The following is a 14,227-nucleotide window of genomic DNA, read 5'->3' on the forward strand; positions in this document are numbered from 1 at the left end:
GCGCCCGCCGTTCGATCAGGGTTTCGCTCACAACTGGATCCACGCGGTTTTCAGGTTCACGTATTTGTCCATCGCGTGCAGCGACTTGTCGTGCCCGTTGCCCGACTGCCGGTGCCCGCCCAGCGGCACGGTGTTGTCCGCCCCGCCATAGGTGTTGACGTGCACGACGCCCGCGTCGATGGCCCGCACCATGCGATGCGCGCGGCTGAGATTGCCGGTCCAGACGGCGGCGGCGAGGCCATAGTCGGTTCCGTTGGCGATGCGGACCGCGTCGGCCTCGGTGTCGAAGGGGATGACCCCCAGCACCGGGCCGAACACCTCTTCGCGGGCGATGGTCATGTCGGGGGCGACCCCGGCAAGGATCGTCGGCGCGAAATAGCTGCCGCCGGTCTCGGGCAGCAGGCGTTCCCCGCCGGTGACCAGCGCGGCGCCTTCGTCGGTGGCCTGCGCGACCATGCCGGCGACGCGGGCAAGCTGCATCTCGGAAGCGATCGCGCCCGCCTGGGTGTCCAGCCGCAAGGGGTTGCCGACCTTCATGGCGCGGGCCTCGGCGGCCAGAAGTTCGGTGAATTCCTCGGCCACGGCGCGTTCGACCAGCAGCCGCGAGCCCGCCACGCAGACCTGCCCCGAGTTGCGGAAGATCCCTGCCGCGCTGATCCTGGCGGCCTGTTTCAGATCGGGCGCGTCGGCAAAGACCACGTTGGGCGATTTGCCCCCCAGTTCCAGGTAGACGCGCTTCAGATTGGACCGCGCGCTATAGTCCAGCAACCGCCGCCCGACGCCGCCCGAACCCGTGAAGACCAGCACATCCACGTCGGGATGCAGGCCCAGGGCCTCGCCCGAGACCGCGCCCATGCCGGTGACGACGTTCAGCACCCCCTCGGGAAGGCCGCATTCGGCACAGATCTCGGCCAGCCTGAGCAGCGACAGCGACGCCACCTCGGAGGGTTTCAGCACCACCGAGTTGCCCGCCGCCAGCGCCGGCGCGATCTTCCACGCGCCGATCATCAGCGGGAAGTTCCACGGCACGATCGCGCCGACCACGCCCACGGGTTCGCGATGCACCAGGCCCAGAACGTTTTCGGCCGTGGGCGCGATCTCGCCGGGGATCTTGTCCAGCGCCTCGGCGTAATAGCGGAAGGTGCCGGCGGCGCTGCCGGGTTCGGCCTTGATCGCCATGGAGATCTCGGTGCCGTTGTCGCGCACGCCCAGCACCGCCAGCGCCAGGGCCTCGCGTTCGATGGCGTCGGCGATCCGGTGCAGGACCTTCTTGCGCTCGGCAGGTGCGGCGCGCGACCACAGCCCCGCGTCGAACGCGCGCCGGGCCGCGGCGACCGCGGCGTCCACATCGGCGGCGCCCGCGTCGGCGATGGTCGTCAGCCGCTGGCCGTCGATGGGCGAGGTGACCGGCAGAACGGCGCCGTTCGCCGCCGCGACCCACCGGCCGCCGATGAACAGCCCGCGCGCCGCGACCGGCGCCGCGGCAAGCGCGTCAATGCTGGATTGATCCATTCCGTTTTCCTTTCCAATCGCGCCACAGTCCCCAGACGTGCAGGCCCAGGACGATGCATATGAGAGAGAAGATCGCCATTGCAACCGGGCGGTCAATCCAGTCCGTCAGGCCGCGGATGCGCGGCAACGAGGTGCGGAACTTGGTTTCCATGATGCCGCCCAGCACCATCCCCAGGATGATCGGCACGATCGGCAGGTTCAGCCGCTTCAGCATCACGCCCAGCAGTCCGAACAGCGCCGCCAGCACGCAATCGATGGCCGAATTCCTGAGCGAATAGATCCCGACGAAGCTGAGGGTCAGGATGATCATCCCGAGATAGCGGTTCGGGATCAGCAGGACCTTCAGCAAGGGTTTTGTCGCCACCAGCAGGAACCCCAGCGCCAGAATGTTCAGCAGCGCCAGACAGATGTAAAGCGCCACGATGAAATCCATGTGGTCGCGGAACAGGCCCGGCCCGGGGATGACGTTGTGCACATAGAACACGCTCAGCATCATCGCCGTCAGCGCCTCGCCCGGGATGCCCAGCGCCAGCAACGGCACCATGGCGGCCGGCGGGACCGAGTTGTTGGCGGTTTCCGAGGCGATCAACCCCTCGGGGCTGCCCTTGCCGAACAGCTCGGGCGTCTTCGAGACGCTGCGCGCATGGCTGTAGGACAGGAACTGCGACGTGAACTCGCCCACGCCCGGGATGATCCCCATGATCGTGCCCGACAGCGACCCGACCACGGCGACGCGCAGGTTGCGGAACACCTCGGTCACGCCGTTCCAGACACTGCCGCTGATCGTTGGCGCGGCCTCCTGGTCGTCCTTGCCGACCAGCAGGACAAAGGCCTGCGACACGGCGAACAGGCCCAGCACCACGACGATCAGGTTCACGCCCTGATCCAGGAACGTCAGCTCAAAGGTGAACCGGCGGGTGTAGTTGTTGGCCTCCATCCCGATGGTGTTCAGGAACAGGCCGAACATCAGCAGCGCGCCCGCCGCCAGCGATTGGCCGCGATGCGCGACCACCACCAGAACGCAGCCCAGCAGCGCGGCCAGGAAAATCTCGCGCGAGCCGAACATCGGCGCGACCCGCGCCAGCACGGGCGACAGCAGGATCAGCGCGACGACCGCGAAGATGCCGCCAAAGAACGAGGCGCCAAAGCTCAGCCCCAGCGCGCGCGGCGCCTGGCCCGCTTGCGTCATCGGATATCCGTCATAGGTGGTCAGCGCGTTGACCGGCGTGCCGGGCGTGTTGATCAGGATCGACGGGATCGACCCCCCGAACAGCGCCGAGCCGTAGATGCCCAGCAGCAGCGTCAGGCCCACGATCGGGTCCATGCCAAAGGTCGCGGGCAGCAGGATGGCGATGGCGACCGCCGGACCCACGCCCGGGATCGCGCCGATGATGACGCCGCCGACCGATCCGACCAGCAAGGCCGCGATCACGTCCCAGCGCGACACGATGGCGAGGGCGGCTAGAAGGATGTCCACGGCCGGGCCCCCTATAGATAGATGACGAGGAAATTGCGCACGGCCTGCGGAAACACGTCATAGATCGCGCCCCCCGGGATGCGCACCGCGAGCACCGCCTTGAACATCACCACGATGACCACCGCGACCAGCGGCGCCAAGGCCAGACTGCGCCCGCGATAGCCCAGCCGCCAGGCCAGCGCCGTCATGAAGATCGCCGTCGCCGGCAGGTAGCCGATCCAGGGCGTCGCCAGCACATAGACCAGGAACCACGCCAGGTATTCCCCCGCGCGGGCCCACAAGGCGACCTCGGCCAGCACGTCGCCGCCGCCATTGCGGAGGTTGCGGATCAGGCAGGCGACCAGTTCGCCGATGCCAAAGACCAGCATCCCCACCACGGCGATCAGCGGCCACAGGCCCGGCTGGCGGCTCCAGGCCTGGCCGTCGATCCATTGCGTTTCGGTGGACCAGGCCAGCGCCAGCGCCACCGCGATCAGGAACGAGACCACCGCGAACACGATCTCGGCGCGATGGTGGGGCGGGTGCGTCAACTCGGACAGGTCGTGCTCGGGGTCGGTCATCGGCATCTCGTGTGGCCAACGGAAAACCCCGGCGCGCTGGGCGCCGGGGCCGGGATGGTCACTCGGCCAGCATCGCGCCGATATGGCCGACGGTGGCGATGTCGGCCTGGATCCGCGCGGCGGAATCGGCGGCGTTCATCCAGTAGATCTGCGCGCCGGTTTCGGCCGCGAATCGCTGCGCGCGATCGCTGGCGATGGTTTGCTGCGCGACGGCGGCGATGCGGTCGATCACCTCTTGCGGGGTGCCACGGGGCACGAACAGGCCGTTCCACAGCGAGATGCCCAGATCGGGGGCCAGTTCCGCCACGGTCGGCGCATCGGGGGCCAGCGCCAACCGGTCGCCGGTGATCGCGGCCAGGATCGTCACCTGATCGAGGCAGGGCATGATCAACTGGATCGTGGTGTTGATGACATCCACATCCCCCGAGGCCAGCGTGTTGCAATCGAGCGCGTCATAGGCCGCGTCCGCCCCCCAGGCGAAGCCCATCTCATGCGCCAGCGCAAAGCTGACCTGCGTGGGCGTCAGTTGCGCGCCGAAATGGCCCAACAGCACATCGTTGTCCTGCGCATAGGCGGCCAGTTCCTGCATCGTGTGATAGGGCGCGTCGGCCGAGGTCGCCATCACGAAGGGATAGGTCAGGAAGATGCCGACGGGCGCGAAGGGGTCGGGGTTCAGTTCCGGGATGCCGATGGTCGGCCCGACGACCGGCACGCCGATCACAAACGAGCCCACGGTCGAACCGTCAGCCGGCGCCGCCGCCACCTCGACCGCGCCGGGGAACGGGCCGCCACCGCCGCCCGGCCGGTTCAGCACCGCCGCCGGCTGGCCATAGGCGGCTTGGAAATCCTCGGCGATCATGCGGGTCAGCACGTCTTCCAGATCGCCCGGGGGCCACGGCACGACAAAGGTGACCGGGCCTTCCGGGTATTCGGCCAACGCCCCGCCGGCAGGGATGGCCAGCGCCGCCGCAAGGGCCAGCGTGAGGGGGGTTCTGTTCATGCGATCCTCCGAATTGGGTTTTGTGCTCATCGGTTCATTATTTACACCGATGTTTCAAAAACAGCTTGCGCGACCGATCGGATTCGGTCAAGACTTTTCTTGCACCTGCAATGAGCGTTTTTTCAGCGACCCGGGATCACCCCCATGCGCACTGTCGAGAAGGCCCTGAGATTGCTGGATTTTTACGATGGCCAGAACCCTGAGTTCGGGCTCAGCGATCTGGCGCGCCTGTCGGGAATCGACAAGGCGACCGTTCTCAGGATGCTGGGCGACATGGCCGCGACGGGGTTGGTCGATCAGGATCCCGAAAGCCGCAAATGGCGCCTGGGCGCGGGAATCCTGCGGCTGGCGCGCCTGCGCGAGGCGACGTTTCCCGTCACCCGCGTGCTGACGCCGATCCTGGAACGGCTGGCGTCTCTCACGGGCGAGACGGCCCATGCCTCGCTGATTTCGGGGCGGCAACTGGGCACCATCGGCATCGTCGAAAGCACCCGCTCGAACCGGGTGTCGCTGGAGCCCGGCCAGGTCCTGCCGTTGCACGCCACGGCCTCGGGTCTTGCCTACACGGCCTTTGCCCGGCCCGAGGTTCGCGCGCAACTGTTGGCCGCGCCGTTGACCGCCACGACCACGACGACGCCCACCGAACGGGCCCGCCTGGTGGACCTGCTCGATGCCGCCGGGCGCAACGGCTATGCCACCGCCGACCAGACCTTTGAGGACGAGGTTTTCGGCATCGCCGTGCCGATCTTCGGCGCCGACGGCTTTGCCACCGGCGCGCTGGCCGTGGCCAGCCCCATTTCCCGCATTACCGCCGACCACATGGCCGCGATCGTTTCCGCGCTGGCCCCCGCCGCCCGCGAGGCGACGCTGGGACTGGGTGGCCGTGTCCCCCCCAACCACCGTATCGCAATCTGAGGAGCCCACCATGCCGCGCGACGAGAATTTTCTGAAAGCCAACAACGCCCGCCACCTGTGGCACCCGATGGCCCATCCGGCCGAGAGTCAGGCGAACCCGCCGACCATCATCACCGGCGCGCAGGGCGTGCGCATCACCGACATCGACGGACACCAGGTCGTGGACGGCGTGGGCGGGCTGTGGAACGTCAACCTGGGCTATTCCTGCGAGCCGGTGAAGGCCGCCATCACCGCCCAACTCGATGCGCTGCCCTATTATTCGATCTTTCGCGGCACCTCGAACGACAAGGTCATCGAACTGGCCGAGGAGTTGAAGGATTTCTTCGCCCCCGACGGGCTGACGCGAGCCTTCTACACCTCGGGCGGGGGGGATTCGGTGGAGACCGCGCTGCGCCTCGCCCGCCAGTATCACAAAATCCGCGGCGAGGCCGGCCGGGTCAAGTTCCTGTCCCTGAAAAAGGGCTATCACGGCACCCATTTCGGCGGCGCATCGGTCAACGGGAACGCGAACTTCCGCACCGCCTACGAGCCGCTTCTGCCCGGCTGTTTCCACATCACCGCGCCCTATCCCTATCGCAACCCGTTCAACGAATCCGACCCCGCGAAACTGGCGCAACTGATCCTGGCCGAGCTGGAGGACGAGATCGCGTTCCAGGGCGCGGGCACCATCGCGGCCTTCATCATGGAACCGATCCTGGGCGCGGGCGGCGTGATCCCGCCGCATGAAAGCTTCATGCCCGGCGTGGCCGAGATCTGCCGCCGCAACGGCATCCTGCTGATCGCGGACGAGGTCATCACCGCCTTTGGCCGCACCGGCGCCTGGTCCGGCAGCCGGTTGTGGGGCGTCCAGCCCGACATGATGTCCACCGCCAAGGCCATCACCAACGGCTATTTCCCCTTTGGCGCGCTGATGATCGCCGAACACGTCGCCGAGGTCTTTGAAAAGGACGAAACCGGCAAAGCCGCCATCGGTCACGGCTATACCTATTCAGGCCACCCGGTCGGCGCCGCGGCCGCGCTGGCCTGCCTGGCCGAAACCCGCCGCCTGAAGGTGAACGAGAACGCCGCCGCGCGCGGGGCCGAACTCTTTGCCGGTGTGCAGGCGTTGCAGGCCAAACATGACGTGGTGGGCGACGTGCGCGGCGGCCACGGGCTGATGATCGCGCTGGAACTGGTCAGCGATCGCGCGACCAAGGCCGCACCGCCGAAAGCGGTGCCCGGCCAGGTGCAGAAGGTCGCCTACGAGGCCGGCGCGATGGTCCGCGTGTCGGGGCCTAACGTGATCCTGTCGCCCTCGCTGGTGCTGACCTCGGCGGACGTGCAGACCATCCTGACGGCGCTGGACGCCGGTCTGAAATCCGTCTGACCTGACGGGTTCCCGGGGGGCGTGCACGGCGCGCGCCCCCCGCTTTCCGCGTGACCTGTCCGGCAGCGCGTGGTAGCGGCTGGGCATGAGCCGATTGCCCTCGAAACCCGATCTGATCCGCTGGCTGTCCGAACAGGAAGGCCGCCCGACGCTGCGCGACATCGCCCGTGCCCATGGTATCAAGGGCGGCGCGGACAAGGTGGACCTGAAGCGCCTGTTGGCCGAGCTGGAATCCGAGGGCCATTATGTTCGCCGCAAGCGCCACTTCATCGACGGCGCGCTGCCGCCGGTGGGGATCGTGCGCGTGACCGGGCCCGACGCTCAGGGCGACCTGCTGGCCGAACCCGCCGAGTGGCGCAGCGACGCGCCGCCGCCCCGCATCCAGGTGATCGAACGCGCCGGGCAACCCGCGATGGGCGCCGGCGACCGGGTGCTGGCCAAGCTGACCGAGGTCAAGGGCGGCTATCACGCCCACCCGATCCGTCGCCTGCAAGCCGGGCCGCGCAACGTGCTGGGCATCTACCGCGCCGGGTCCGAGGGCGGGCGCATCCTGCCGATCGACAAGGGCGCCGACATGGAATGGCGGGTCGCCAGTGCCGATGCCGCCGGCGCGAAGGACGGCGAACTGGTCGAGGCCGAGCAGACCGGCCCCGCCCGGCTGGGCCTGCCGCGCGCGCGGGTGGTGAAACGGTTGGGCGATCCTGGCGCACCGCGCGCCGTGTCGCTGATCGCGATCCACCAGCACGGCATTCCCGACCGGTTCCAGCCCGATACCCTTGCCCAGGTCGCGGCGGCGCGGGAGCTGCCCCTGGGCCGGCGCGAGGACCTGCGCGACCTGCCCCTGCTGACCATCGACCCGTCCGACGCGCGCGATCATGACGACGCGGTCTGCGCCACGCGCGACGGCGACGGCTTTGCCGTCTGGGTTGCCATCGCCGATGTCGCCGCCTATGTGCGCCCGGGTTCGGCGCTGGACCATGAGGCCCGGGTGCGCGGCAATTCCACCTATTTCCCCGACCGCGTGGTGCCGATGCTGCCCGACCGGCTGTCGGGCGAGCTGTGCTCCCTGCACGAGGGGGTGGACCGGCCGGTTCTGGCGGTGTGTCTCAGCGTCAACGCGCAGGGCGAAAAGACCGCGCACCGCTTCACCCGTGCGATGATGCGCTCACGCGCCTCGCTCAGCTACGAACAGGCCCAGGCCGCGTTCGAGGGACGCCCCGACGCCCGGACCGCGCCGCTGGCCGAGGGGCTGGCCACCCTCCATGCGGCGTGGCGCGCGACCCTGGCCGCCCGCGCCGCGCGCCAGCCGCTGGACCTCGACCTGCCGGAACGGCGCATCGTTCTGGGCGAGGATGGCGCGGTGCAATCCGTCGCGTTCAAGGACCGGCTCGACGCCCACAAGGTGATCGAGGAATTCATGGTCATGGCCAATGTCGCCGCCGCCGAAGAGCTGATCGCCCGCCGCTCGCCGCTGCTGTTCCGGGTGCACGAGGAACCGGCGCTGGAAAAGATCGACGCCCTGCGCGAGGTGGCCCTGGGCGCTGGCCTGACGCTGGCCAAGGGGCAGGTGCTGCAAACCCGCCACCTGAACAGGCTGCTCGCTGACGCCGCGAACACCGAGTTCGACGAACTCATCAACATGGCCACCCTGCGGTCCATGACGCAGGCCTACTACGCCCCCGAGAACTTCGGCCATTTCGGGCTGGCGCTCAGGAATTACGCGCACTTCACCTCGCCCATCCGGCGCTATTCCGACCTGATCGTGCACCGCGCGCTGATCGCGGCGCATCGCTGGGGCGATGACGGGCTTTCCGATCGCGACATCGAATCCCTGGCCGAGACCGCAAAGCAGATATCGGATACCGAACGCCGCTCGATGGCTGCGGAACGCGACACCACCGACCGCTATCTCGCGGCCTTTATGGCCGACCGCATCGGAGCCAGCTTTGCCGGGCGGATCGCCGGCGTGGCGCGCTTCGGGCTGTTCGTGAAACTCGATGAAACGGGGGCCGACGGCCTGGTGCCGATCCGCTCGCTGGGCGACGAATACTTCCGCCACGACGCCGACACCCAGACGCTGACGGGCGAGAAGACCGGCACCACGCTGGGGCTGGGCCAGCGCGTCACCGTCAAACTGGCCGAGGCCGAGGCCCTGACCGGCGGCCTCGTCCTCGAACTGGTCGAGGTCGCCGGACAACCGCTCGCCCGCGCGCGGCGCGGCAAGGGCGGCCGCACCGCCCCCCGCAAGAGCTCGGCCGCGAAATCCGCAAAACACAATGCCAGGCGCAAACGCGAACGCCAGCGCTGAGCGGGTGCGCGGACGGCGCCCTTCTTTGTGCCGGAAATATCCTCCGGGGGTATCCAAAGGGGGTGGAAAACCCCCTTTGGCGGGGGGTGCGGGGGGCTGGCCCCCCGCCGCGCCCGTCACACCATCGCGCTGAGCTTGGCCAGAACCTCGCGCAGTCGCGCCGCCTCGTCGGCCTTCTCGGCCAGTTGGCCGCGCGCCTCCTCGACGACCTCGTCGGCCGCATTGGCGACAAAGCGCGGGTTGTTCAGCCGCCCTTCCAGGCCGCCGATGTCCTTTTCCAGCTTCTCCAGACTCTTGCCCAGACGCTGCGCCTCGGCGGTGATGTCGATCACCCCCTCCAGAGGCAACGCATAGGTGGCGCCCTCGACGGCGACGGTCAGCGCGGCCTTGGGCACCGTCTGGCCCGCGTGCAGCCCGTCGATCCGCGCCAGCCGCTCGATCAGCACCTGGTTGCGGGCATAGGCGGCCGTGGCGGTCGCATCCTGATCCACCACCAGCATCGGCAGCTTCAGCCCCACCGGCACGCGCATCTGCGCCCGCGACGAGCGCACGCTTTCGATGAGGTTCAGCACCCAGCCCATTTCGCGGTCGGCCTCGGGGTCGGCCACATCCAGCCCATAGGTCGGCCAGTCGGCGTGCACGCACATCGTGTCGCGCGGCCCCGTCAGCGACCACAGTTCCTCGGTGATAAAGGGCATGATCGGGTGCAACAGGATCACGCATTGATCCAGAACCCAGCGCATCGTCGCGCGGGTTTCCGCCGCCTCCGCGCCGTCGAACAGCGGCTTGGCGAACTCGACATACCAGTCGCAGACCTTGCCCCAGACAAAGCCGTAAAGCGCCTGGGCGGCATCGTTGAACCGGTAGCTGGCAAAGGCCTCGTTCACGGCCGCCAGGGTGCGCGCGGTCTCGCCGACGATCCAGCGGTTGACCGTGGCGGTGGCCTGCGGCACGCCGGGCTGCGGCGCGCCCTCGAACACGCCGTTCATTTCGGCAAAACGCGTGGCGTTCCACAGCTTGGTGGTGAAATTGCGATAGCCCGTGATCCGCTGGGTGTCCAGTTTCAGAACCCCGCCCAGACTGGCCATCGCCGCGTTGGTGAACCTGAGCGCATCGGCCCCGAATTCGTCGATGATCTCCAGCGGATCGACGACATTGCCCAGCGACTTGGACATCTTCTTGCCCTTGGCGTCGCGCACCAGGCCGTGCAGATAGACCGTGTGGAAGGGCACCTGACCGACCACGGCCAGCTGCATCATCATCATCCGCGCGACCCAGAAGAACAGGATGTCCTGGCCGGTGATCAGCACATCGGTGGGGAAGTATTTCGCCAGTTCCGGCGTCTGTTCTGGCCAGCCCAGCGTGCCGATCGGCCACAGGCCGGACGAGAACCAGGTGTCCAGCACGTCGGGGTCGCGGGTCAGGATTGCGCCGGGCGCCATGGCCTGCGCTTCGGCCTCGGAGGCGGCGCAATACTGGTTGCCCTGGTCGTCATACCACACCGGAATCTGATGCCCCCACCAAAGCTGGCGCGAGATGCACCAGGGTTCGATGTTCTCCAGCCAGTGGTAATAGGTCTTTTCGCCCGATTCCGGCAGGATGCGGGTCATGCCGGCGTGTTCGTCAAAGGTCCCCTCGCGGTCGGCCGCGCAGCCCTTGCGCACGGCGTCCAGCGCCGGGCCGACCAGTTTCGAGGTATCGACGAACCATTGCCAGGTCAGGAACGGCTCGATCACCACCTTCGAGCGGTCGCCAAAGGGCTGCATGATCGGCTTGTCTTCGACCAGGGGCACGCGTTCGAGATGTTCGGCGCGGGTCTCGGGGTCGATCGACTTGCGCAGCACGGTGACGGCCAGCCCCTCGGCGGTGACGGCCTCGATCACCGCCTCGCGCGCGGCGTAGCGGTCCAGGCCGCGCAGCTCGTCGGGCACCAGGTTGATCTGGCTGACATCGCCGGCCGGGTGTTCGCCGCGCGCGATCTGCCCGGCGATGGCCGCGCTTTCCGCGTAGGACAGGCCGTCGGCGCGCATCCGCGCCTTGGTATCCATGAGGTTGTAAAGCGGGATTCCGTTGCGCTGCGCCACGGCGTAGTCGTTGAAATCATGCGCGCCGGTGATCTTCACGGCGCCCGAGCCGAAATTCGGATCGGGGTATTCGTCGGTGATGATCGGGATCAGGCGGCGGTGTTCCCTGGGCCCCACGGGGATCTCGCACAGCATCCCGACGATGGGCTGGTAGCGCGCATCCGACGGATGCACCGCGACGGCGCCGTCGCCCAGCATGGTTTCGGGCCGCGTGGTGGCGATGCTGATGTAGTCGCGCGTCTCGCGCAGGGTGACGCGGCCGTCCTCGTCGCGCTCGACGTATTCATAGGTCGCGCCATTCGCCAGGGGATACTTGAAGTGCCACATGTGCCCGGCGACTTCGGTGTTCTCGACCTCGAGGTCCGAGATCGCGGTCTCGAAATGCGGGTCCCAGTTCACCAGCCGCTGGCCGCGATAGATGTAGCCCTTGTTGTAGAGGTCCACGAAGACCTTGATGACCGCGTCGTGGAAATTGCCCTCGTCGCCGGCGGGGGCGCCCGGGGCGCCCGACATGGTGAAGGCGTTGCGCGACCAGTCGCACGAGGCCCCCAGACGCTTCAACTGGTTGATGATGGTGCCGCCCGACTGCGCCTTCCAGTCCCAGACCCTGGCGGTAAAGGCCTCGCGGCCCATTTCGCGGCGGGTCGGGTTCGTCTTGTCCCTGGCCAGTTCGCGTTCGACGACCATCTGCGTGGCGATGCCCGCATGGTCCTGACCGGGCTGCCAAAGGGTGTCGAAACCGCGCATCCGGTGCCAGCGCACCAGGATATCCTGCAACGTGTTGTTGAAGGCGTGGCCCATGTGCAGGCTGCCCGTGACGTTGGGCGGCGGGATCATGATGCAGAAGGTCTCGTCGCGGCTGGCGTTCGCGCCCGCGCGGAAGGCGCCGGTGGCTTCCCATTGCGCGGCGATGCGCGCTTCGGCCTCGGCGGCGTTGAAGGTCTTGTCCATCGTCATCGGTCGTGTCCCCAGGGCTTTGGCCGGTGTTTAGCCAAGCGCGCGCCAAAGGGAAAGGGCGGCTAGCGCCCGACCCCGCCAATCCCGTCCAGGAGCAGGCGCGTGGCGATCTCGGCGTAATCCTCGCGCGTGACGGGGCCGCCCTCGCGGAACCACATGTAGACCCAGTTCAGCATCCCGAACAGCGACATGGTCACCGGCATCAGCAGCGGCGCGGGCAGGTCGGCGCGCACCAGCCGCAGCACATCCGAGAAGCGCCGCACGATCCGCCGCTCGATGGCGTGGATCTCGTCCTTTTGGGCGGCGGGCAGGGTGGGGGTGCCGTTCAACTGAACGACATGAAAGTTGTCGGCGTCGCGATAGGACTCGAGCACCGCCCCGACCAGCGCCCCAAGCCGCGCGCGGGGTTCGAGCGCGGGGTCGTCGGCCGCCGCGACGGCCTCGTCCAGTTCGCTCAGATGGGTGCGGATGATGTCGAAGATCAGCGCGTCCTTGCCGGGGTAATAGTGATAGAGCAGCGCCTTGGACACGCCCGCCTGGGTGGCGATCTGCGCCATCGAGGCCTTGTCCATGCCCTGTTCGGTCAGCACCGCGGCGGCGCTGGCCAGGATGGCACGTTGCTTGTCCTCGAAATCGGCGGCGCGGGTGCGGGCCATGGCCTCGGCTCCTGTTGGAACGGTGCAAGGGGGGCCGCGCCCCCCTTGCACCCGGGTGTCTGTGGGGCACGCCGGCGGCGTCAGCCCTTGGGCCGGTTGTCAACCACGCGCTTGGCCTTGCCCTCGGATCGCGGCGCGCCTCCGGGTTCATGCACGGTGATCCTGGTGGACACGCCGACCACCGACTTGATGTGATGCGCCAGTTCCTTGCTCGAGGCGGCGCGCGCGTCGTTTCCGGCGGCGGCGGCCGTCGCCTCGCAATGGACGATCATCGCGTCCATGCGGTCGTTGCGCACCAGTTCGATCTGGAAATGCGGTGCCAGGCCCGCGCATTTCAGGATCTGTTCCTCGATCTGGGTGGGGAAGACGTTGACACCGCGCAGGATGATCATGTCGTCCGACCGCCCGGTGATCTTTTCCATCCGCCGCATCGAGCGCGCCGTGCCGGGCAACAGCCGCGTCAAATCGCGGGTGCGGTAGCGGATGATCGGCAGACCTTCCTTGGTCAGCGAGGTGAACACGAGTTCACCCATTTCGCCGTCCTCGACGGGTTCGCCGGTCTCGGGGTTGATGATCTCGGGGTAGAAGTGATCCTCCCAGATATGCAGCCCGTCCTTGGTTTCCACGCATTCGTTGGCGACGCCCGGGCCCATCACCTCGCTGAGCCCGTAGATGTCCACGGCATGCATGTCGAAAGCGTCCTCGATCTCGCGGCGCATGGCGTTGGTCCAGGGTTCGGCGCCAAAGATGCCGACGGCCAGCGAGCTGTCTCGCGGGTCAATCCCCTGGCGGCGGAATTCATCCAGGATCGACAGCATGTAGCTGGGTGTCACCATGATGATGCGCGGCTTGAAATCCTGGATCAGCGTCACCTGGCGCTCGGTCATCCCGCCCGAGACGGGCACCACGGTGCAGCCCAGCCGTTCGGCCGCCGAATGGGCGCCCAGGCCCCCGGTGAACAGCCCATAGCCATAGGCCACGTGCACGATGTCCCCCGCGCGCCCGCCCGAGGCCCGGATCGACCGCGCGCCGCAATCGGCCCAGACATCGAGGTCGTTCCTGGTATAGCCCACCACCGTCGGTTTGCCCGTCGTGCCCGAGGACGCGTGAATCCGCAGGATATTTTCGCGCGGAACGGCAAACATGCCGAACGGGTAATTGTCCCGCAGGTCGGTCTTGACCGTGAACGGGAACCTGGCCAGATCCTTCAGGCTTTTCAGGTCGTCGGGATGCACGCCGTGGGCGTCGAATTTCTGCCGGTAGAAGGGCGAATTCGCGTAGGCGTGGTTCAGGGACCACTTCAGCCGTTCCAGTTGCAGCGCCGTGATCTCATCGCGCGAGGCGGTTTCGATCGGTTCCAGATCGCCGGGGCGGGGGGACAGGTCTTCCATG

10 protein-coding genes are annotated in these 14,227 nt (G+C 67.8%); 3 read left to right on the top strand and 7 right to left on the bottom strand.

Annotation, left to right across the window (positions count from 1 at the left end; genetic code table 11):
* Positions 1-27: 27 nt before the first annotated feature.
* Genes H6900_06345 through H6900_06360 form a run of 4 tightly spaced genes read right to left on the bottom strand, consistent with a single transcriptional unit; the run spans position 28 to position 4,549 of the window.
* Positions 28-1,512 (bottom strand): aldehyde dehydrogenase family protein, encoded by a 1,485-nt coding sequence (locus H6900_06345; protein MCC0072895.1) that lies wholly within the window; start codon positions 1,510-1,512, stop codon positions 28-30.
* Positions 1,493-2,989: a tripartite tricarboxylate transporter permease gene (locus tag H6900_06350; protein MCC0072896.1), complete on the bottom strand. Its 1,497-nt coding sequence runs from the start codon at positions 2,987-2,989 to the stop codon at positions 1,493-1,495. The genes H6900_06345 and H6900_06350 overlap by 20 nt, the downstream gene beginning before the upstream one ends.
* An 11-nt stretch (positions 2,990-3,000) precedes the next feature.
* Positions 3,001-3,549, bottom strand: coding sequence for a tripartite tricarboxylate transporter TctB family protein (locus tag H6900_06355; protein MCC0072897.1), 549 nt, complete (start codon positions 3,547-3,549; stop codon positions 3,001-3,003).
* A 58-nt stretch (positions 3,550-3,607) separates the two neighbouring features.
* Positions 3,608-4,549 carry a tripartite tricarboxylate transporter substrate binding protein gene (locus tag H6900_06360; protein ID MCC0072898.1) on the bottom strand — a complete coding sequence of 314 codons (942 nt, stop codon included), beginning with the start codon at positions 4,547-4,549 and terminating at the stop codon, positions 3,608-3,610.
* A 144-nt stretch (positions 4,550-4,693) separates the two neighbouring features.
* On the opposite strand from H6900_06360, the gene H6900_06365 reads away from it, so the two are divergent.
* From H6900_06365 to rnr, 3 genes are all read left to right on the top strand, one after another.
* Entirely contained in the window at positions 4,694-5,464 is a 771-nt protein-coding gene (locus tag H6900_06365; protein ID MCC0072899.1) for an IclR family transcriptional regulator, read from the top strand.
* A 10-nt stretch (positions 5,465-5,474) separates the two neighbouring features.
* The gene (locus tag H6900_06370) at positions 5,475-6,830 is read left to right on the top strand and encodes an aminotransferase class III-fold pyridoxal phosphate-dependent enzyme (GenBank protein MCC0072900.1); all 1,356 of its coding nucleotides are present in this window, start codon (positions 5,475-5,477) and stop codon (positions 6,828-6,830) included.
* A gap of 85 nt (positions 6,831-6,915) precedes the next feature.
* Entirely contained in the window at positions 6,916-9,138 is a 2,223-nt protein-coding gene (gene rnr / locus H6900_06375) for a ribonuclease R (protein MCC0072901.1), read from the top strand.
* 116 nt (positions 9,139-9,254) lie between these two features.
* Here the strand turns inward: rnr and H6900_06380 are convergent, their stop codons facing one another.
* From H6900_06380 to paaF, 3 genes are all read right to left on the bottom strand, one after another.
* A complete protein-coding gene (locus H6900_06380) occupies positions 9,255-12,179 on the bottom strand; it encodes a valine--tRNA ligase (protein ID MCC0072902.1) in 2,925 nt (974 codons plus the stop codon).
* Between the two features lie 62 nt (positions 12,180-12,241).
* The gene (locus H6900_06385; protein MCC0072903.1) at positions 12,242-12,835 is read right to left on the bottom strand and encodes a TetR/AcrR family transcriptional regulator; all 594 of its coding nucleotides are present in this window, start codon (positions 12,833-12,835) and stop codon (positions 12,242-12,244) included.
* Positions 12,836-12,915: 80 nt separating this feature from the next.
* Positions 12,916-14,226 carry a phenylacetate--CoA ligase gene (gene paaF / locus H6900_06390; protein MCC0072904.1) on the bottom strand — a complete coding sequence of 437 codons (1,311 nt, stop codon included), beginning with the start codon at positions 14,224-14,226 and terminating at the stop codon, positions 12,916-12,918.
* Position 14,227 lies beyond the last annotated feature (1 nt).

It is taken from the genome of Rhodobacter sp. (genome assembly GCA_020637515.1).
Classification (GTDB): domain Bacteria; phylum Pseudomonadota; class Alphaproteobacteria; order Rhodobacterales; family Rhodobacteraceae; genus Pararhodobacter.

What these genes read in the sequence shown, in the direction of transcription:
- H6900_06380 (MCC0072902.1), bottom strand. Translation starts at nt 12,179, where the DNA reads ATGACGATGGACAAGACCTTCAACGCCGCCGAGGCCGAAGCGCGCATC.
- H6900_06370 (MCC0072900.1), top strand. Translation starts at nt 5,475, where the DNA reads ATGCCGCGCGACGAGAATTTTCTGAAAGCCAACAACGCCCGCCACCTG.
- rnr (MCC0072901.1), top strand. Translation starts at nt 6,916, where the DNA reads ATGAGCCGATTGCCCTCGAAACCCGATCTGATCCGCTGGCTGTCCGAA.
- H6900_06360 (MCC0072898.1), bottom strand. Translation starts at nt 4,549, where the DNA reads ATGAACAGAACCCCCCTCACGCTGGCCCTTGCGGCGGCGCTGGCCATC.
- paaF (MCC0072904.1), bottom strand. Translation starts at nt 14,226, where the DNA reads ATGGAAGACCTGTCCCCCCGCCCCGGCGATCTGGAACCGATCGAAACC.
- H6900_06355 (MCC0072897.1), bottom strand. Translation starts at nt 3,549, where the DNA reads ATGACCGACCCCGAGCACGACCTGTCCGAGTTGACGCACCCGCCCCAC.
- H6900_06345 (MCC0072895.1), bottom strand. Translation starts at nt 1,512, where the DNA reads ATGGATCAATCCAGCATTGACGCGCTTGCCGCGGCGCCGGTCGCGGCG.
- H6900_06385 (MCC0072903.1), bottom strand. Translation starts at nt 12,835, where the DNA reads ATGGCCCGCACCCGCGCCGCCGATTTCGAGGACAAGCAACGTGCCATC.
- H6900_06365 (MCC0072899.1), top strand. Translation starts at nt 4,694, where the DNA reads ATGCGCACTGTCGAGAAGGCCCTGAGATTGCTGGATTTTTACGATGGC.